This window comes from Pedobacter deserti (assembly GCF_024436415.1).
GTDB classification, from domain to species: Bacteria; Bacteroidota; Bacteroidia; order Sphingobacteriales; family Sphingobacteriaceae; genus Pedobacter; species Pedobacter faecalis.
In genome coordinates this window covers 1,383,438-1,402,594 of record NZ_JAFMZQ010000001.1, presented here as the reverse complement: position 1 = coordinate 1,402,594, position 19,157 = coordinate 1,383,438, and the positions used below count along the sequence as shown (strand labels likewise).

Annotated in this window: 15 protein-coding genes; 5 read left to right on the top strand and 10 right to left on the bottom strand. The window is 44.5% G+C overall.

The window, feature by feature from the left end; genetic code table 11:
- Positions 1–68: 68 nt before the first annotated feature.
- Positions 69–1,133, bottom strand: a complete 1,065-nt coding sequence (namA, locus tag J3P40_RS06335) for an NADPH dehydrogenase NamA (RefSeq protein ID WP_256003893.1) — start codon at positions 1,131–1,133, stop codon at positions 69–71.
- 92 nt (positions 1,134–1,225) lie between these two features.
- Here namA and J3P40_RS06330 point away from each other — a divergent pair, with 92 nt between their 5' ends.
- Positions 1,226–2,455 carry an asparagine synthetase B gene (locus J3P40_RS06330; RefSeq protein ID WP_256003892.1) on the top strand — a complete coding sequence of 410 codons (1,230 nt, stop codon included), beginning with the start codon at positions 1,226–1,228 and terminating at the stop codon, positions 2,453–2,455.
- On the opposite strand, the gene J3P40_RS06325 is transcribed toward J3P40_RS06330, so the two are convergent.
- The 3 genes from J3P40_RS06325 to lpxK are packed head-to-tail and all read right to left on the bottom strand — an operon-like array spanning position 2,452 to position 6,312.
- Positions 2,452–4,464, bottom strand: a complete 2,013-nt coding sequence (locus tag J3P40_RS06325; RefSeq protein ID WP_256003891.1) for a putative porin — start codon at positions 4,462–4,464, stop codon at positions 2,452–2,454. The genes J3P40_RS06330 and J3P40_RS06325 overlap by 4 nt on opposite strands.
- Entirely contained in the window at positions 4,464–5,279 is an 816-nt protein-coding gene (locus J3P40_RS06320; protein ID WP_256003890.1) for a purine-nucleoside phosphorylase, read from the bottom strand. The genes J3P40_RS06325 and J3P40_RS06320 overlap by 1 nt, the downstream gene beginning before the upstream one ends.
- Positions 5,221–6,312 (bottom strand): tetraacyldisaccharide 4'-kinase, encoded by a 1,092-nt coding sequence (lpxK, locus tag J3P40_RS06315; protein WP_256003889.1) that lies wholly within the window; start codon positions 6,310–6,312, stop codon positions 5,221–5,223. Before lpxK ends, J3P40_RS06320 begins: the two co-directional genes overlap by 59 nt.
- Positions 6,313–6,374: 62 nt before the next feature.
- Between lpxK and pruA the strand changes: the two genes are divergently transcribed.
- The gene (gene pruA, locus J3P40_RS06310; RefSeq protein ID WP_256003887.1) at positions 6,375–8,006 is read left to right on the top strand and encodes an L-glutamate gamma-semialdehyde dehydrogenase; all 1,632 of its coding nucleotides are present in this window, start codon (positions 6,375–6,377) and stop codon (positions 8,004–8,006) included.
- A gap of 59 nt (positions 8,007–8,065) precedes the next feature.
- On the opposite strand, the gene J3P40_RS06305 is transcribed toward pruA, so the two are convergent.
- From J3P40_RS06305 to J3P40_RS06290, 4 genes are all read right to left on the bottom strand, one after another.
- The gene (locus tag J3P40_RS06305; protein WP_256003885.1) at positions 8,066–8,737 is read right to left on the bottom strand and encodes a carbonic anhydrase; all 672 of its coding nucleotides are present in this window, start codon (positions 8,735–8,737) and stop codon (positions 8,066–8,068) included.
- 8 nt (positions 8,738–8,745) lie between these two features.
- On the bottom strand, positions 8,746–10,350 hold the full coding sequence (locus J3P40_RS06300; protein WP_256003884.1) for a SulP family inorganic anion transporter: 1,605 nt from the start codon (positions 10,348–10,350) through the stop codon (positions 8,746–8,748).
- 105 nt (positions 10,351–10,455) lie between these two features.
- On the bottom strand, positions 10,456–10,731 hold the full coding sequence (locus J3P40_RS06295) for a hypothetical protein (protein WP_256003883.1): 276 nt from the start codon (positions 10,729–10,731) through the stop codon (positions 10,456–10,458).
- Between the two features lie 157 nt (positions 10,732–10,888).
- Positions 10,889–12,079 carry a porin gene (locus J3P40_RS06290; protein ID WP_256003882.1) on the bottom strand — a complete coding sequence of 397 codons (1,191 nt, stop codon included), beginning with the start codon at positions 12,077–12,079 and terminating at the stop codon, positions 10,889–10,891.
- 85 nt (positions 12,080–12,164) lie between these two features.
- On the opposite strand from J3P40_RS06290, the gene J3P40_RS06285 reads away from it, so the two are divergent.
- The 3 genes from J3P40_RS06285 to J3P40_RS06275 are packed head-to-tail and all read left to right on the top strand — an operon-like array spanning position 12,165 to position 15,781.
- Entirely contained in the window at positions 12,165–13,706 is a 1,542-nt protein-coding gene (locus tag J3P40_RS06285; RefSeq protein ID WP_256003881.1) for an acyl-CoA carboxylase subunit beta, read from the top strand.
- Between the two features lie 25 nt (positions 13,707–13,731).
- A complete protein-coding gene (locus J3P40_RS06280) occupies positions 13,732–14,847 on the top strand; it encodes a M42 family metallopeptidase (protein ID WP_256003880.1) in 1,116 nt (371 codons plus the stop codon).
- A 34-nt stretch (positions 14,848–14,881) separates the two neighbouring features.
- Positions 14,882–15,781: a nucleotidyltransferase family protein gene (locus tag J3P40_RS06275; RefSeq protein ID WP_256003879.1), complete on the top strand. Its 900-nt coding sequence runs from the start codon at positions 14,882–14,884 to the stop codon at positions 15,779–15,781.
- 51 nt (positions 15,782–15,832) lie between these two features.
- Here J3P40_RS06275 and dnaK read toward each other — a convergent pair whose 3' ends face one another.
- Positions 15,833–17,752, bottom strand: coding sequence for a molecular chaperone DnaK (gene dnaK / locus J3P40_RS06270; RefSeq protein WP_256003877.1), 1,920 nt, complete (start codon positions 17,750–17,752; stop codon positions 15,833–15,835).
- A 150-nt stretch (positions 17,753–17,902) separates the two neighbouring features.
- Positions 17,903–19,093: a class I SAM-dependent methyltransferase gene (locus J3P40_RS06265; protein ID WP_256003874.1), complete on the bottom strand. Its 1,191-nt coding sequence runs from the start codon at positions 19,091–19,093 to the stop codon at positions 17,903–17,905.
- Positions 19,094–19,157: the final 64 nt, after the last annotated feature.

Genomic DNA, 19,157 nt, shown 5'->3' with positions numbered 1-19,157 from the left:
GTTGTGTTTTTTGTAAATGGCAAACTTATGAAAATTGGGACGTATATCCAAAAGCCTTGAAAGGCCCCTTAGCGGGCCCGGCCGTACTGTACAGGCCAATCCAGGTCTCCCCCTAATTCTCTGTTAGCTCTTGATGGGAAATAGGGATCTCGAAGACTTTCCCTGGCAATAAAGATCAGGTCGGCCGACTCGTTATCAAGGATTTCTTCTGCTTGCTGAGGTGTGGTAATCAAACCTACGGCGCCTGTAGATATACCCGCTTCCAGCCTGATCTGACGGGCAAAGTCGACCTGATAACCGGGCGTATTGGGTATATCTGCTTTCGGCACGTTGCCTCCTGAAGATGTGTCAACGAGATCGACTCCCTTGGTTTTAAGTAGCTTAGACAGGCTTACAGAATCATCGATGGTCCAGCCGCCGGCTGACCAATCCGTAGCCGATACACGCAGGAAGAGCGGACAGTCGCTGCCCCAGGCTTGTTTAACAGCGTCAATTACCTCCAGTACCAGCCGAACCCGATTTTCAAACGAGCCGCCATACGAGTCGTTACGCTGATTGCTGAGCGGCGAATAAAACTGATGAAGCAGATAACCATGTGCGGCATGAATTTCAATCACATCATACCCTATCTGCTTTGCTCTTTTGGTAGCCTCGACGAAATCTCCGATCACCTTGGCTATGCCTACCTCATCGAGCTCTGCAGGTGCTTCATCCGGCTCCTTAAACGGCAGCGCACTTGGCCCGTAAGTTGTCCAGCCTCGCGGCTCTCGGGCGGCGATTTGATGACCACCTTTCCAGGGGACTTCGCAGCTGGCTTTCCGCCCCGCATGAGCCAGTTGGACACCGATTTTCGATCCCTGGCTATGCACAAAGTCGACGATCTGTCTGAGCTTTTCTATATGTTCATCTTTCCATATGCCTAGATCGGCATCGGTAATACGACCTTCGGGACTCACGGCTGTGGCCTCCTGCATAACTAAACCGGCGCCGCCAACTGCGCGGCTTCCCAGATGCACCAGGTGCCAGTCGCCGGCAAACCCGTCTGAACCGGAATATTGGCACATAGGTGAGACGACGATGCGATTTCTGAAAGTGGTATTGCGGATGCTGAAAGGGGATAATAGTTTGCTCATAGTTCTACGCTGAAAATTAAATGTATAACTTTATACATTTACATACGCTATAAACAGACATGATGTTTAAAAAATCGATAACTATGTTTTTCATGCTGTGGTTTAGTATTGCAGCAAGAGCCTCATCCTTACTTGTATACATGGATGAGGATCAGAAGGATCATCTTAAAAGTTACGGGATTGCTTTCTGGGCAATTAAACACAGTATCGAAGTAAACTGGCTTTTGAACTACCGCGGCGGAAGCTTCCTGCTTGGACATACTAAAACTGTGGAAGATGAATGTAAAGCGAGAGGTGTCTCTTACGAAGTGCTGGCCGATGCGCGGGTTAACACAATCTTAACGGAGGTTAGCGACACACAAGCCAATATGGAAATGGTAAAACTTGAGAAAGCTCCTAAGATTGCGGTATACTCGCCTAAAAGTAAATTGCCATGGGACGATGCTGTGACACTGGTACTGACTTATGCAGAAATACCTTACGACGTGGTGTATGATGATGAGGTGCTTAAAGGCAATCTTGCGGGTTACGATTGGCTCCACCTCCACCATGAGGACTTTACAGGTCAATATGGCCGCTTCTGGTCATCCTTCAGAAATGATGTGTGGTACCGTGAGGATGTGAAGAACCAGGAGGCCGCGGCTAAACGGAATGGCTTCAACAAAGTATCTGAGATGAAGCTTGCCGTAGCCAAACAAATAAAGCAATTCTGCGGTGGCGGGGGGTTCTTGTTTGCCATGTGCTCGGGCACGGACACTTTTGATATTGCTTTGAGCGCTGAGGGGGTTGACATTTGTGAGAGCATGTTTGACGGAGACGCGTCAGACCCAGGGGCGCAGGAGAAGATTGATTTCAGCAAAACACTTGCCTTTAAGGACTTCCACCTGGATGTTAATCCGGGAAACTACGAGTTTTCTGATATTGACGTTACCCAAACCCGGGGATTGACGCAGAATAATGATTACTTTACACTATTTGAATTCTCTGCAAAGTGGGACCTGGTTCCGGCTATGCTAACGCAAAATCATGACCGGGTAATTAAAGGTTTTATGGGGCAGACAACCGCTTTCCGCAAAAGTTTGGTTAAACCGAGCATTACCGTACTTGGTGAAAATAAAGCGGAAGGGGAAGTACGCTATTTAAATGGCCAGATTGGCAAGGGTCAGTTTACTTTTTATGGGGGCCACGACCCTGAAGACTATCAACATGCGGTGGGCGACCCGCCGACTGATTTAAGCCTGCACCCCAATTCGCCCGGGTACCGGCTTATACTGAATAATGTACTGTTCCCGGCTGCAAAGAAGAAGCCGCAAAAGACCTAGTCATAAAAATTCCACTGTACGCCGAACTTAAATAGCTGCCGGTCGGGCATAGGGTAGCGGTCTACCGTATAATATCCTTTAGAAAAGATACCCAGTCCCTGATTGATATAATCACATTTCACGAAGAGGTTAGCTCTTCTCAAGCTTGCTTTTACCCATATATCTATGATAGGCTCTGTATTAAATTTACGCTCTACGGCACCGATATAAAACTGTCCCGCCGCCGGCGAATATGAATAATTAAGATAAGGGGTGTTATAACGTACATCCAGGCCAACATTGGTCTTTAAGACTTTAAAAAAGGTGTTGTCGATATACAGGCTGTTAAAAGTATAAATTTCGGGAGTGCGCAGCTTACCAGGGTTATCTGTTTTCTGGTATACAACGTAGCTGTCGAGATTGAATTTACCAAAAGATATCTTTTTGGCCAGAGTTATTTTAAGCAGATTAAGGCTCTGGTTAAGTTGCTCCGGCAGAATGTATGTGCTCCCACGCGCCGGATCGGCTATGAAATACAAATAGTTAGTGATCAGGAAGTAGTCGCCCGAGGTTTCGATACCAAACTTGTCGTTAAGATAGCGGAACGAAAAGTTGATCGTTTTTGTCCGGTCGAAGTTCTTGACCCATTCATAGTGGTTGCTGTAGTATCTGATATAATTTTGCTCAGGGGATTTGTTTTGAAAGTATGCGCCCAGCACAATGCGGCCGGCTGATTTGCTCAGTAACACGTTGCTTTTGGCTTCGTACAGAAAATCACCTGTATTTCTTCCCTGGAATATTTGTTGCAGGTCTACGCTAAGGTCGATCCGGTTGCTAAATCGGTAACCGGCACTGCCAAGCAAAGTGGTGTTTTGGAAGGAAGCGTCATAATTGTAGTATTTCGTTGCAGCCTTGTCGAACGCTCCCTGGTTATAGTTGTAATAGTCATGACGGATACCGGCATTAACCTTCAATTCATTCTTTATGATCGAACTTGATTTGGCGCGTAAAAAGAAACTGTATATAAACTCGTTCTGAACATTGCTGTAGCGGGTACTGTCATTGGTAAAGACCGAATCTACCCGCCCTACTGGGATAACCGTTCTGTCATCGGCCTCATCCTTCTGAAAGGCATAGGAGTTGGCATTGTATTTAAAAGTATATGCAATCCTATTGGTGGGAAGGATTTTGGAGCTTACCTCCTGGCGCAGACTGTCGATACGGCCAACAAAATATGTTTGCTTCAACATCACCGAGCTTTGTCTCCAAATGCGCCTAGCACTGGAAAGCCTTATCCTTTCTGCCTGGCGGTCGACTGCAAAACTGGCATCTGTAAAGATGGAATCGTTCGGTGTAGAACCGTTTTCCTGAACCTTTAATGTATTGAATACGGCACTGCTCCAAAGATTATAGCGCTTGCTGGGCGACTGGTACCAGGTAAACAGTGCGCCGTTCAGATCGTCTCCACGCTGATGCCGATAGAATCCATTAGCACCAATTCGGTTAAAATTAGCGCCGATATTCCAGTTGGGCTTTATGTTCTGTGAGTGGATGATGCGAAAAACCTGTTCGACTTCACCGGCGCTGACGTAATACAGACTTGTAAAGGGTGTTCTTGCCTGATAATATTTTATATCGTCGTGTGTTAAGGAGTAAAAGTCGAGCGTATGGAATCCAGCATCAAAACCGATGGTTTTTAATGGTTCAAACAGTAGCGGCATTGCTGGCAGACCGAGATTCCCTGTTCCAACCGTAGGCCTTCGAGGCTGAACGAGCACATTGAAATTATGAAATTCGTTCAACGTGGTGTCTAAGGGTACAGTTTGAATGCTGTCTTTGGTAAGTGCAAGCGTGGTGTACCGGATGTATTTTGAATTAAACACAACAGAATCTTTGCCTTCTTCCTCCAGCTTTCTTAAAGAGTCCAGCGTCTTATTGTCGTTGACCCGGGTTTTCAGGTCTTGAGCATGTACATGAGCTGCGGCTGTGATAACGATAACGGCAATAAGAAATATGATCTTTTTATGCATTACAAACTAAATATGAGCTCACTTAATATCATTGTCATCTTGGGTTCCGCCTGATTTGCCGCTTCAATTATCTCGTCTAAGCTTACTGGCATTAATTCTTCCCCGAAGCCTTCATCGGTGAGGACGGAAATGGCAAAAACAGGCAAACTCATGTGATTAGCCACGATCACTTCAGGTACGGTACTCATTCCCACAGCGTCGCCTCCAATAATCCTGAGATATCTGTACTCTGCTTTCGTTTCAAGATTGGGACCGGTTACGGCTATGTAAACGCCGCTATGACACACAATGTTGTGCTGACCGGCAATCTTTAACGCAGATGCAATCAGACCTCTGTTATACGGCTGGCTCATATCTGGGAACCGGGGACCCATATCAGCGTCGTTACGACCCCGCAACGGACTCTCGGGTTGCAAATTGATATGATCCGTGATAACCATAAGGTCGCCTTTTTTGAACTCCGGATTAAGTGAACCGGCAGCATTTGAGACGAAAAGATGCGAAACCCCCAACGCTTTCATAACCCGGACAGGGAAAGTAATTTGTTGCATGGAGTAACCTTCATAGTAATGCAGACGGCCCTGCATAGCCACTACGCGCTTTCCTCTGAGCGTACCAAAAATGAGCTTCCCGGAATGAAATTCCAATGTGGATATGGGAAAGTTTGGGATGTTGGCGTACATGAGGCTGTATTCAACCTCTATTTCAGTGACAAGCGCACCAAGGCCGGTTCCTAGAACTATACCAACCTGGGGTTCAAAATTGCTTGTTTTCTTCTTTATATAGGCTACGGTTTCGTGTAGTGCCTGCAACATAGTCTAATATCTTTTGATCAAAGTTAGGTTTATCTTTCACTTGTAGGGTTATTTCGACGGGTAAATAAAATATCGCTGCGTCTAAAAATAATGGTTTCAGCTCCGGATCTATCAATCGTTTCGCGTCCTTCTCGGTGGTGATAATCATTTTATGCTCGGACTCGCTGGAGCGGTAATCGGTGAGCAGGGCATCAATATCTTTCTGCTTAAAGGCGTAGTGATCTGGATAGTCGTAATGGCTTAGCCTGAAGCTGAAGGATTGCAAATAGTTCATCAACGGTGTAGGATTAGCAATGCCGGTTAGCAAAAAGATGTGAGTGTTTTCTGGCAACTGACCTGTCACCACGCATTGACCTGTAAAGACATGCACAAGATCGGCATAAGTCAGATATGAAAACGCAAGTTGTTGGCTAGATTTCAGTCTAAATTTTTGTTTGCAGCGCATAAGCGATTGGGAATTTAACTGCTCGGGTGCTTTGGTGACAAGGATAATGTCTGCCCTGTGGTAACCGTTAAAAGGTTCACGCATATTTCCTGCGGGTAGCAAAAATTGCTGGTGAAGCAGCCTTTGATATTCGAAAAGCAAAATGTTTAGGCCTGCCTTTACCCACCTGTGCTGAAATGCATCGTCTAAAATGATTAAATCGTGCTCTCTTTGCAGGCGTTTGATGCCCTCTGCCCTGTCTTCACAAACGGCAACGGTGACCTGCGGAAATTTTTGGTAAAATTGCATTGGCTCATCCCCTATGGTTTTTGCACTGGCACTGTCGTCTGCGATTAAAAAGCCCTTAGTTTCACGGCCGTAGCCGCGACTTAATATCGCAATTCTATAGGATGACAACAGTTGAACCAGATACTCCGTGACCGGTGTCTTTCCGGAACCACCAACAACAAGATTCCCCACACAAATTACCGGAATCGGAAAACGGGCTGACTTGCATAACTGTACATCGAAAAGCCAGTTTCTGACGATAACCACTAGTCCGTATATCAGCGAAAATGGCAGTAGCAATAGTCTTAAGCTGTTCGTCATGTGCAGCTTCAAAAATAACAATAAAATAATTACTTATCTTTGTACAAATAATTATTCATAAGATGCTTAAAGGATTTTTCAACGTACCAATTCCCGTAAATGAGCCTATTTTAGGCTATGCTCCGGGAAGTAAAGAACGTGAATTGCTAAAGGCCGCATTAGCCGAGGCCCGTTCAAACCAGATCGATATCCCCATGTATATAGGTGGCGAAGAAGTTCGCACTGATGCTAAAGGAAAAGTTACCCCTCCGCACGACCATCAGCATGTGCTTGGCCATTATAGCAAGGGCACCAAGAGCCATGTGGATCAGGCAATAAGTGCTGCGCTGTCGGCAAAGGCCAACTGGGAAAACCTGGCTTGGGAACACAGGGCTGCAATTTTCCTTAAAGCGGCGGATTTGATCGCTGGTCCGTATCGTTATAAATTGAACGCAGCCACAATGCTAGGTCAGTCTAAAAATGCTTACCAAGCAGAAATTGACTCTGCTTGCGAACTGATCGACTTTTTGCGCTTCAATGTGAGCTATATGTCAGAAATATATAAGCAACAACCTCCCGTCTCGCCTAAAGGTTCTTGGAATCGCGTTGAGCAGCGCCCTCTTGAGGGCTTTGTTTTTGCGTTGACCCCCTTCAACTTCACGGCCATAGCCGGTAATTTACCAACATCGGTTGCCATGATGGGCAACGTTGTGGTATGGAAACCGGCGAACACGCAGATTTATGCGGCAAACGTGCTGATGCAGATTTTCAAAGAGGCAGGCCTGCCTGATGGGGTTATCAACCTGGTATACGTTTCAGGACCTGACGCTGGCGAAGTGATATTTAATCACCCTGATTTTGCTGGCATTCACTTTACCGGTTCTACAGGAGTTTTTCAGGATATCTGGAAGACAATCGGAACAAACATCCATAAGTATAAGACTTATCCGCGCATTGTGGGCGAGACAGGAGGTAAAGATTTTATCCTGGTTCATGGCTCTGCTGATGCGGAGGCTTCGGCTACGGCAGTAGTCCGCGGTGCATTTGAGTACCAGGGGCAAAAGTGCTCAGCGGCGTCAAGGGTTTATGTAGCGAAAAGCATCTGGCCTAAGGTTAAAGAACTCATGCTTCGTGACCTTTCGACGTTTAAAATGGGCGGAACTGAGGACCTCAGTAACTTCATCAATGCTGTTATCGACGAAAATTCATTTAATAAACTGGCTAAATATATCGATGAGGCCAAGAATGACCCACAGGTCGAGATGATTGCAGGAGGTAATTATGATAAATCAAAAGGGTATTTCATTGAGCCTACCGTGCTGGTAGTATCGGATCCAAAATATACGACAATGTGCGAAGAGCTTTTCGGTCCGGTGCTTACGGTATACGTGTATGAAGATGGGGCTTTCGAGGAAGTTCTAGAAATTATAGATACCACCTCCATATATGCACTGACCGGCGCGATATTAGCGCAGGACCGCTATGCCATTGAAAAAGCTACCCATCGCTTGAGAAATGCAGCAGGAAACTTCTACATTAACGATAAATGCACTGGTGCAGTGGTAGGGCAGCAGCCTTTTGGTGGAGCAAGAGGATCTGGAACTAACGATAAAGCCGGTTCAATGATCAACTTGTTGCGCTGGGTATCACCCAGGACTATTAAGGAAACCTTTGATCCGCCTAAGGATTACCGCTATCCGTTCCTGGCAGAATGAAATAAAAAAGCCTGATCACATGATCAGGCTTTTTTATTGGTTGACTAGGCCAGTTTAGGCTATGCGCCGGCCTGCATCTTAAATACTGGAGAAACCCCTTCAGCACTCGACGTGCTAACTTTCAAATCAGTAATAAGCCCGGTACTCAAACTGTAAACCCAAGCGTGAACAGATAACTCCTGGCCGGATGCCCAGGCGTTTTGCACAATTGAAGTGCTCATTACATTTGCTGCACTTTCTATAGCGTTGAGCTCTACCATACGATCTGACTTTTTTGCAGGATCCACAATTCCGGCTAACTCCGATTGGTGTATACGATAAACATCCTTGATATTGCGTAGCCAGTTATCAATGAGACCAACTTGCTTATCGCCGAGGGCCGCGTTAACGCCTCCACAACCATAATGTCCGCACACAATGATGTGCTTCACCTTTAGAACATTTACAGAGTAATCGAGTACACTGAGCAAGTTCATGTCTGTGTGTGTAACTACGTTTGCAATGTTGCGGTGAACAAAAATATCGCCAGGCATTGTATTCGTGATCTGATTGGCCGGAACCCGACTGTCCGAACACCCGATCCAAAGTACCGGCGGCGCCTGACCTGCCGATAATCTGTTAAAAAATTCCGGATCTTCCTTTAGGGTTTCAGCAACCCATTCTCTATTACCTTCCAGAAGGCTTTCGTAAGTTATTGCTTTGGTATCTTGTTTCTCTAATTTAGCACACATAATATATCTTAATTTTTAATTTCTTCTATGAATTTATCATTTAGTTTTGGCACAATGTATTGCTTTTTTACGTTCTCCAAAGTTACGATAATGCCTTTAGTGTAGGCATTATGCTTAAAATTGAAAATCGTCTCCAGCACATCAGGATCTATATAACGCGAATTGGTTCCATCTATAACTACATTGGTCTCTTTTGGTATTTTATTCAGCACAACCTGAATAGCGGCTTTATTTAAAAATGAAACCTCTTCCGCTAACTTTATGCGCAGATTTTTCTTGTTGCCTTCTGCATGTATTTTATAAAAATACGGATTCCTCATATTGGTCCGAAGCAAATAGAACACAGAGAAAAGCATTCCGACGGCCACTCCTTTGAGCAGGTCGGTGAGCAAAACGGCAATAATGGTAACTACAAACGGAACGAACTGGTCCCAACCTTTGTGATACATATGCTTAAATAGTTCAATGCGTGCAAGTTTATAACCTGTAACCAATAATATAGCGGCCAAACACGCCAACGGAATCATATTTATGATACCTGGAATGAAGAGAAGCGATAACAGTAGCCAGCAACCATGAAAAATGGCCGACATTTTAGTACGCCCGCCCGAATTTACATTGGCTGAACTGCGCACAATTACTGAGGTCATGGGTAAACCTCCTAACATTCCACTCACGATGTTACCAGTTCCCTGAGCCATCAATTCGCGATTAGTAGGTGAAACGCGTTTGATCGGGTCGATCTTGTCGATCGCTTCGATACTAAGCAAGGTTTCCAAACTAGCTACGATAGCTATAGTAAATGCGACCACCCAAACCTGTGAGTTGGTTATCTGCGAGAAATCGGGCATGGTGAACAAGCCTAAAAATTCCGAGAAACTGTTTACTACCGGAATCTCAACCATGTGTTTAGCATCAAGCGCATAGGGTGTTCCTTGAAAAGCTATAACCAGCAAAACACCTACAATAACGACAACCAAGGGAGCAGGCACAAGCGCCAGCTTCTTGAACTTAGGCCAAAGAAGTAATATGGCGATAGAAATACTGCTGATTATAATGGCGGCCAATCCGAAATTACTGAATGCACTTGTGATTGCTGAAAACGTATTTTCATTATCGCTCTGCACAAAACTCTCATCACCAAAAAAATCGGAATCTACCCCGAGTGCGTGGGGTAATTGTTTAAGGATTAACGTTAAACCTATCGCGGCGAGCATGCCCTCGATAACGCTCGACGGAAAGTAATTCCCTATCGTTCCACCTTTAAGAAAACCAAGGATAAGCTGAATTCCCCCGGCAAGCACAACTGCAAGCAAAAACGTTTGGTATGCGCCTAATTGAGTAATAGCCCCAAGAACAATTGCGGTTAACCCTGCCGCTGGCCCGCTCACACTTAGCTGGGAGCCGCTTACGCTCGCTACCACAATTCCGCCAATTACGCCGGTTAACAGTCCGGCGAACAGGGGCGCTCCTGATGCGAGGGCTATGCCCAGACACAAAGGCAGCGCTACGAGGAATACCACGATACTGGAGGGCAGGTCCTTCTTTAAATTTTTTGTTAAAATATATTTCTTCACTTCAAATCTTGAAAAGATTGAATTTTCTTGTTTCATCGGTATCTAATTACTTTTAACTGCAATTGAAAAATTGCTGGATTTTTTCCTCTAACGGTTGACAAAAGAGTACACTTCTCGTCGGTCGACGAGATGACTCGGGTGTTAGCACCGGTTTGGAGGAGGCGTAGGAACCGAAGGGTAGTAAGGACTTACATACCGTTTGAAGTGTTCTATAAAGCTTTTTGAAGCACTTACCTCACCGATCAGTGAGGTGTATACATGACTATGATAAAAATCAACTAACTTATATTCAATAAATTTCAACCCCGTTTTTCCTTCGCCGTCTGTGCTGTGCTCCTGTTCGATCTGCATGATCACGGAGATCATGATATCTTTATCTATATGAGCGAAGAAAACTGGCGCACCAGAGATAGCCATCTTGGTTGAAAAGATAGAAAGAAATAATATAACTATCAGAAAATAATACTTTCTAAGGAACATCATATTTCTCTTGCGACTTTCCAAAAATAGTTTCTGTAAATTACTAATTCAACATTTCGCTGTAAAATATTTGTAACGGCACGACCGGTTTTAGTTAAATCCCCAGTTCAATCTGAAATATTGCGCCCCAATTATTATCCTGATTTGAGAAACTGAAGTTGTTATCATCAACATTGTAATTGATATTCAACTGGGCTTTCACTTTGTGCCCTCTCAGATATTTGCTGAGTCCAAGTTCAAGAACTTCGCGGCGATTTCTGTAGATAGCGATATCCTGAGAAGGCTTTAGATTTGAATATCTGAAGGCAGTCTCAACATTGTTTCTGAAAACGTACGAGCCCTGATAGTTGGTACCGCTACCTTCGAATGCATAACTTAGTTCGTCATCATCGTTGAACGTTAAAGGGTTATCAACCTGACGGTTCATATGCTCAACCGAGAAAGCCCAGCCCTGGTATTTGAATATGGCATCCAGCATAAGAGTTCCCATGTCAACCGGCGAGAAAAGGTCTTCGCCAAGTTGTCCGCCAGTATTCGTTGTCGCCTTATTAAAAGAATAACCACCCGCGATGCTCAGCTTTGGCTTTTCCTCTCTTTCTAAATCCCCCTCCGAATAATCTCCCCCGTTTTTAAAATTGCCGAAAGGTAAAAATTCGACTCTGCCTGTATAAGCTAAGCCCTTGTCGGTCGTATTTACGGACCTTCCCTCGCCGGTGCTTATTGCCCCTTTGATGTGATATACTGCGTTGCCTATAAAATTATTGTAATAGGCCTTAATTCCGAAGTCGCGGTCGATGGTAAGTGCGGAGTTAACAATTGAACGTTCTGCAAACTGTAGCTGCCCTGAAGAGTTCACACGCTGCCTGTTACCGGGAAGCTTGTTCTGACCAAAAGCAATATAAAATCTGTCGCTGAAGTTGTAGAATATCACCGCGTCTCTCACAATATTTGAAATTCCGGTGTTGTCGATATCCTGATCGCCCCGCGAGAACGATAACTGAAAGCTATAGCCAAGTTGCTTTCCCAGAATATATCCATCGCCTCTTAGCCTCAGCCGTCTCACTCTGGCGTCCCACTCGCTAACGCCCAACTCTTTAGGGGCATTGCTATAGTAGCCTACCCTGTTCTGCATACGGAACCTGAAATTGATGTAGAAAAGCGAGTCCGCGGATTTAAATTCCATGCCGTTAAACTTCATCGGCTTTTCGTCACCTTCGCCTTGCGCTTTTAGCTGGCCTGCGAAGGATAATAAACTAAATAATAATACTAACGCTCTAAATTTCATCAATTCTTGATATTAAGTTAACTTGGCCTGCAAAAGTAATGCATTTAAGGTTTAACATAAATTTTCTAACCACGAATTATTTGAAATGCAAAATAAGATTGAGGAATTAGGGCAGAAACGGGCTTTGGCGCTTCAGGGGGGTGGCACTGCAAGAATCGAGAACCAACACCGAAAGGGCAAGCTGACGGCACGTGAACGCATTCATTTTTTGCTGGATGAAAATACTTTCGAGGAGATCGGTATGTTCGTGACACATCGTAGCGCTGATTTTGGGATGGACCGCGAAAAGTATCTCGGCGATGGTGTAGTTACGGGATATGGAACTATATCGGGAAGATTGGTATATGTGTTTTCACAGGATTTTACGGTATTTGGCGGGTCGCTGTCTGAAACCCATGCAGAGAAGATCTGCAAACTTATGGACATGGCCATGAAGAATGGTGCACCTCTTATCGGCTTGAATGACAGCGGTGGCGCACGGATTCAAGAGGGCGTGGTTTCCCTAGGCGGATATGCCGACATCTTTTACAGAAATGTACAGGCATCCGGGGTCGTGCCACAGTTATCGGCCATCATGGGGCCCTGCGCTGGAGGAGCAGTCTATTCGCCTGCAATTACGGACTTCATATTCATGGTTGAACAGACATCCTATATGTTTGTGACTGGGCCAAATGTAGTGAAAACCGTTACTCACGAAGAAGTGACGTCTGAAGAGCTGGGCGGAGCTTCTACTCATGCTACCAAATCCGGCGTTACCCACTTCGCTTGTGGCAACGAAATGGAAGCTATAGGGTATCTTAAGCGGGTTTTAAGTTACATCCCTCAAAATTGTGAAGATTTACCCCCCGTCTTAGAATACATCGCGAACGACGAGCGCCGCGAGGCCCTTAATGGTCTTATGCCTGAAAGTGTTAACCAACCGTATGATGTCAGGGAAATTGTTGATGAGCTGGTTGACCCTGACAGCTTTTTGGAGGTACACAAAAACTATGCGGAGAATATCGTCGTGGGTTTCGCCAGACTCGCAGGAAGAAGTATGGGCATCGTGGCAAACCAGCCCGCATATTTAGCCGGGGTTTTAGACAATAGTGCATCAGTCAAAGCTGCGCGGTTCGTAAGGTTCTGCGACTGTTTTAACATTCCGCTTCTCGTGTTAGAAGATGTTCCTGGCTTCCTGCCAGGGACTGATCAGGAATGGAACGGTATCATCACAAACGGGGCTAAACTGCTTTACGCTTTTAGCGAAGCTACTGTTCCTAGAATAACCGTAATTACCAGAAAGGCTTACGGTGGTGCTTATGATGTAATGAACTCGAAGCATATTGGTGCTGATCTGAATTATGCTTGGCCGAGTGCCGAAATTGCTGTGATGGGAGCAAAAGGCGCAGCCGAAATTATATTCAAGAGAGAAATTTCTACAGCTGAATCTCCGGAGGAAAAATGGTTAGAAAAAGAACGGCTATATTCCGATATCTTTGCTAACCCTTACAGAGCCGCGGAACGTGGGTTTGTAGACGAAGTAATTGAACCTTCTGAAACCCGCTTGAAACTGATCAAAGGTTTTAAAATGCTTGAAAACAAAACAGTAAACCTTCCGCGAAAAAAACACGGAAATATTCCATTATAGTTACATTCTTGAAGACACCTATAAAATGAACAAAATGAAAGATGAAGAAAAACCGAAACACTTATCAGTAGTGACTGATGAATCGTTAAAATTTTTTGAAAATTATATCAATAACCCATCTCCAACCGGATTTGAATACCCAGGTCAGAAACTATGGTTAGATTACCTCGCGCCATACGTCGACGAAAGTTTTATAGACAGCTACGGAACTGCCGTCGGTGTGATAAACCCTAAAGCCGACTTCAAGGTTGTAATTGAGGCCCACGCAGACGAGATATCATGGTTTGTGAACTATATTACCGCTGAAGGATTGATATATGTAATAAGAAATGGTGGTTCTGATCATCAGATAGCGCCATCAAAGCGCGTAAACATCCATACAGAAAAGGGATTGGTAAAAGCCGTATTCGGTTGGCCTGCAATACATACCCGCAATGGTGAAAAAGAGGAAGCTCCAGCATTAAAAAACATTTTTCTCGATTGCGGATGTACCTCAAGAGAGGAAGTCGAACAATTGGGAATTCATGTAGGCTGTGTGATAACCTATGAGGACGAGTTTATGGTGCTCAATGACAGGTATTACGTAGGAAGGGCGCTTGATAACAGAGCGGGCGGTTTCATGATTGCTGAGGTAGCTCGTTTGCTCAAGGAGAATAAAAAGGACTTGCCTTTCGGACTCTATATCGTCAACTCGGTACAGGAAGAAATTGGTTTGCGCGGCGCAGAAATGATTGCTCAACGTATCAAGCCTAATGTCGCTATCGTTACAGACGTAACGCACGACACCTCTACCCCTATGATTAATAAAATTACCCAGGGCGACTTAGCTTGCGGAAAAGGTCCGGTTGTTTCATATGCACCGGCTGTACAAACGAATCTAAATAAGCTCCTGATCAAAACAGCTCAGGAAAACAGCATACCTTTCCAACGCCAGGCCTCGTCAAGATCTACAGGCACCGATACGGACGCATTTGCGTATTCTAACGGAGGTGTTCCGTCGGCACTTATATCATTACCGCTGAGATATATGCACACGACGGTAGAAATGATCCATAAAGAAGACGTAGATAACGTGATCAGTTTGATTTATCATTCACTATTAAACATCCAGAACAATCATGACTTCACCTACGGTAAATAGTACAAGCCTGAGCACATTAAAATAAATTTAACAAATGAAACCAACTTTACTAATACTGGCAGCCGGAATGGCAAGCCGGTACGGAAGCATGAAGCAGATAGATGGCTTCGGCCCCAATGGAGAAACAATTATAGACTACTCAATTTTTGACGCAATCAGAGCCGGTTTTGGTAAGGTTGTTTTTATTATAAAGGAGGAATTCCACGAAAACTTTAAATCAATCTTTGATCCCAAATTGAAGGACAGGATAGAGGTGGACTATGTGTTCCAGAATTTCGACTTGAAGCAATTCGGAATTGAAGAAGAAATACCTCGTGAGAAACCCTGGGGAACTGCTCATGCCATTCTTTCTGGAAGAAAGGTTGTAAAAGAACCGTTTTGCGTTATCAATGCTGATGATTTCTACGGCTTTGACGCATTCGAAAAAATGGCCCATTTTCTTACAGCTGAAACGGATGATCAGAGGTATGCCATTGTCGGATATCAGATTGGTAAAACGCTTTCTGAATTCGGATCGGTGTCGCGCGGCGTATGCAAAACCAATGAAGCAGGGTTCCTTGAAGATATTACTGAACGGACCCAAGTATATAAAAAAGAGAACACGATCGTTTATCTGGAGAATGAGGTAGAGCATCCTCTGAGTTATGAAACCCCTGTCTCTATGAATTTCTGGGGATTTACGCCCGCCGTTTTCCCGTACACGGAGAATATGTTCAGAACCTTTGCGCTTGAGAATAAGGACAAACCTAAAGCGGAATTTTTTATTCCATTGATTGGAGAAACGTTAGTCAAGTCAGGCCAGGCAAGTTTTAAGGTAATTCCCACAGACAGCCAGTGGTTTGGCGTAACTTATAAAGAAGATAAGCCATTTGTGCAGGACAGCATCAATGCTTTAATAAGCGAGGGCACATACCCGGAAAGTCTCTGGAACTAAAAAGAGCGTTTACAAAAAAAAGCCCCGGGAATATCCTGGGGCTTTTTTTGATTACTTTTTATCGTCTTTAACTTCTTCGAAATCAACATCAGTAACATTATCACCTCCGTTGCCTGCGCCATCCTGTGGCTGACCAGACGCCGAATCTCCGGCCGGAGCACCAGGTTCCTGACCTGCCTTATACATTTCTTCCGAAGCGGCATTCCAAGCTGCCTGAAGTTCTTGTTGGGCAGAATCGATATCTGCGAAGTTTCTGGCAGCATGAGCATCCTTCAGCTTTTGTAGACCAGCTTCGATGGTCGACTTTTTATCCGCAGACAGTTTATCGCCGAACTCTTTAAGCTGCTTCTCTGTGGAGAAAATCAATGCATCCGCACTGTTAATTTTCTCTGCTTCTTCTTTGGCAGCTTTATCAGATTCTGCATTTCTTTCTGCCTCCTCCTTCATACGTTTGATTTCCTCATCAGTCAATCCGGAGGACGCCTCGATACGTATCTTTTGTTCCTTTCCAGTTGCCTTATCTTTTGCGCTAACATGTAAAATACCGTTTGCATCTATATCGAAAGCAACCTCAATCTGTGGAACTCCCCTAGGCGCAGGTGGAATACCATCCAAGATAAACCTACCAATGGTCCGGTTTTGAGCTGCCATTGGACGCTCGCCCTGAAGAATATGTATTTCCACCGATGGCTGATTATCTGCAGCTGTTGAGAACGTTTCCGCTTTCTTAGACGGAATAGTAGTGTTGGCTTCAATGAGCTTAGTCATCACACCACCCATAGTTTCGATACCTAATGATAGCGGCGTAACATCAAGAAGCAAAACGTCTTTTACTTCTCCCGTAAGAACCCCTCCCTGAATTGCTGCACCGATTGCCACAACCTCATCAGGATTCACACCCTTAGACGGCTCTTTCCCGAAGAACGCCTTTACAGCGTCTTGAATAGCAGGAATACGTGTCGAACCACCAACTAATATAATCTCATCTATATCACTGGTTTTCAAGCCAGCATTTTTTAAAGCCGATTTACATGGTTCGATCGTACGATTTACAAGATCTGAAGCCAATTGCTCAAATTTTGCGCGGCTTAACGACCGCACCAAATGTTTCGGCCCTGTCGCATCGGCAGTAATATAAGGTAAGTTGATCTCAGTTGTAGTTGTGCTGGAAAGTTCAATTTTAGCCTTTTCAGCAGCTTCCTTCAAGCGCTGAAGCGCCATCGGGTCCTGATGAAGATCCATTCCGTTTTCAGTCTTAAATTCTTCTGCCAGCCATTCAATGATCACATGATCAAAGTCGTCTCCACCCAAATGCGTATCTCCGTCGGTAGATTTTACTTCAAAAACGCCATCGCCTAATTCCAAAACTGACACATCATGTGTACCACCACCACAGTCAAACACAACAATCTTCATGTCCTTATGCGCCTTATCAAGACCATAAGCCAATGCAGCCGCAGTTGGTTCATTAATAATACGCTTCACATTCAACCCAGCGATTTCTCCCGCTTCCTTAGTGGCTTGCCTTTGGGCATCATTAAAATATGCTGGCACAGTGATTACAGCTTCAGAGACCTCCTGACCTAGGAAATCCTCGGCCGTTTTTTTCATCTTCTGCAGAATCATTGCGGATATCTCCTGAGGAGTATATTTCCGGTCGTCAATCTCAACTCTGGGAGTATTGTTATCTCCTTTAACAAGTTTATAAGGAACTCGTGTAGCTTCCTTTGTAACCTCAGCAAAACTGCTCCCCATAAAACGCTTTATAGAGGAAATCGTCTTAGTTGGGTTCGTTATAGCCTGCCGTTTTGCCGGCTCCCCTACTTTACGCTCGCCATTTTCTGCAAAAGCCACAATTGAAGGCGTAGTTCTTTTACCTTCACTGTTGGCGATCACAACAGGTTCATTCCCCTCCATCACAGAAACACAAGAATTTGTTGTTCCTAAGTCTATACCAATAATCTTTGACATCCTAATTATATCTTTAATGTTAGAAATCTTTGTTTGCCAGATAATAACAAGCAATGTGCCAATAGACTTTTGTCAGACAAAAAGGGCACGGGAACGGCATGAACCTAGCGCAGCTATTTGCAAACACGTTGATATATGACAGGATGACAGCTATTGCTGCAGAAATGCCCTTTCCAAATAGTGTTCAGTAATGCCGAAGTATCTCTTAAGTGCTGTCAAATCTTCTAAAATAGCAGCCTTACGAGCTACGGATACATTCCCTTTCACGCCTGCAATCAACACATTCTTAGGTGTATGAACGTCAGAGATAAACTCTATAACTTTAACTCTATATCCAAAATATTCCAAAATAAGAACCCGGATAGCATCTGTTAACATCTCTGACTGCCGATCCATAAAGACCCCATGCCTGGTCAGGGGTGACAGATGATTTCGGACCTTAACCTTCTCCATCTGTCTGCGGACCTGCTTATGGCAACAGGGTGCTACAACAACCAGTTGAGCCCCACACCTTATACCTTTTATTATCGCATCATCGGTCGCCGTGTCGCAGGCATGCAACGCTATTAAAAGGTCAACTGAGTCAGAAGAGAACTCAGCAATCGTGCCCTTCACAAACCTCAATTTATCAAAGGAAGCCTTCTCAGCTATATTATTACATAAGGCTACAAGATCGGCTCTGTATTCAACTCCCGTGACACTAACATCCAGCTTGCGCACATTAATAAGATAGTCATATAAAGCAAAAGTAAGATATCCCTTGCCCGAACCCATGTCACAGACATGCTTTATAGATCCAGAAGGCACAGAACACACCAAACTATCAAGTATCTCTATATATCTGTTAATCTGCCTATACTTATCCTGCCCTGATTTGAGAACCTTGCCTGACTTATCTGTAAGCCCTAACTGTGTTAGATATAGCTGATTCGGGCCAGATTCAATCAACCGCTTTTTAAAACGGTCATGGCTAAGACTAACCTGCCGGGTGAGGTCAGTCTGCGACTCACGCAAAGAAACCTTTCCCTTCTTATTCACCTCCAATACAAACTCGCCAGAAGTGCTTAAAACAGTGCATATCCGAAATCCACTAACTACAAACTGCTCCAACAGCGCTATGCCCTCGTCAACAAAAAAATTCTTGAATATATCCCTGGTTTTATAGCGATATGTAAACGCCAACATCTTATGACCCTTAATTAAAACTGGCCGGATATAAATTTTTTTTAACTCAGGCTCTATCCCATGGTAATTACCCAAGGAAGCCTTCACGAAAGCCCCACTAGCAACAACCTGGTCAATTCTTATACGGAACTCTTCAAATATTTCGGGATCAATCATCTGCAAACACATTTCCTGCAAAACTAAACATAAAAAAAATGCCCCACTCAAAAGAATGGGGCAT

What these genes read in the sequence shown, in the direction of transcription:
- namA (WP_256003893.1), bottom strand. Translation starts at nt 1,133, where the DNA reads ATGAGCAAACTATTATCCCCTTTCAGCATCCGCAATACCACTTTCAGA.
- J3P40_RS06330 (WP_256003892.1), top strand. Translation starts at nt 1,226, where the DNA reads ATGCTGTGGTTTAGTATTGCAGCAAGAGCCTCATCCTTACTTGTATAC.
- J3P40_RS06325 (WP_256003891.1), bottom strand. Translation starts at nt 4,464, where the DNA reads ATGCATAAAAAGATCATATTTCTTATTGCCGTTATCGTTATCACAGCC.
- J3P40_RS06320 (WP_256003890.1), bottom strand. Translation starts at nt 5,279, where the DNA reads ATGTTGCAGGCACTACACGAAACCGTAGCCTATATAAAGAAGAAAACA.
- lpxK (WP_256003889.1), bottom strand. Translation starts at nt 6,312, where the DNA reads ATGACGAACAGCTTAAGACTATTGCTACTGCCATTTTCGCTGATATAC.
- pruA (WP_256003887.1), top strand. Translation starts at nt 6,375, where the DNA reads ATGCTTAAAGGATTTTTCAACGTACCAATTCCCGTAAATGAGCCTATT.
- J3P40_RS06305 (WP_256003885.1), bottom strand. Translation starts at nt 8,737, where the DNA reads ATGTGTGCTAAATTAGAGAAACAAGATACCAAAGCAATAACTTACGAA.
- J3P40_RS06300 (WP_256003884.1), bottom strand. Translation starts at nt 10,350, where the DNA reads ATGAAACAAGAAAATTCAATCTTTTCAAGATTTGAAGTGAAGAAATAT.
- J3P40_RS06295 (WP_256003883.1), bottom strand. Translation starts at nt 10,731, where the DNA reads ATGGCTATCTCTGGTGCGCCAGTTTTCTTCGCTCATATAGATAAAGAT.
- J3P40_RS06290 (WP_256003882.1), bottom strand. Translation starts at nt 12,079, where the DNA reads ATGAAATTTAGAGCGTTAGTATTATTATTTAGTTTATTATCCTTCGCA.
- J3P40_RS06285 (WP_256003881.1), top strand. Translation starts at nt 12,165, where the DNA reads ATGCAAAATAAGATTGAGGAATTAGGGCAGAAACGGGCTTTGGCGCTT.
- J3P40_RS06280 (WP_256003880.1), top strand. Translation starts at nt 13,732, where the DNA reads ATGAACAAAATGAAAGATGAAGAAAAACCGAAACACTTATCAGTAGTG.
- J3P40_RS06275 (WP_256003879.1), top strand. Translation starts at nt 14,882, where the DNA reads ATGAAACCAACTTTACTAATACTGGCAGCCGGAATGGCAAGCCGGTAC.
- dnaK (WP_256003877.1), bottom strand. Translation starts at nt 17,752, where the DNA reads ATGTCAAAGATTATTGGTATAGACTTAGGAACAACAAATTCTTGTGTT.
- J3P40_RS06265 (WP_256003874.1), bottom strand. Translation starts at nt 19,093, where the DNA reads ATGATTGATCCCGAAATATTTGAAGAGTTCCGTATAAGAATTGACCAG.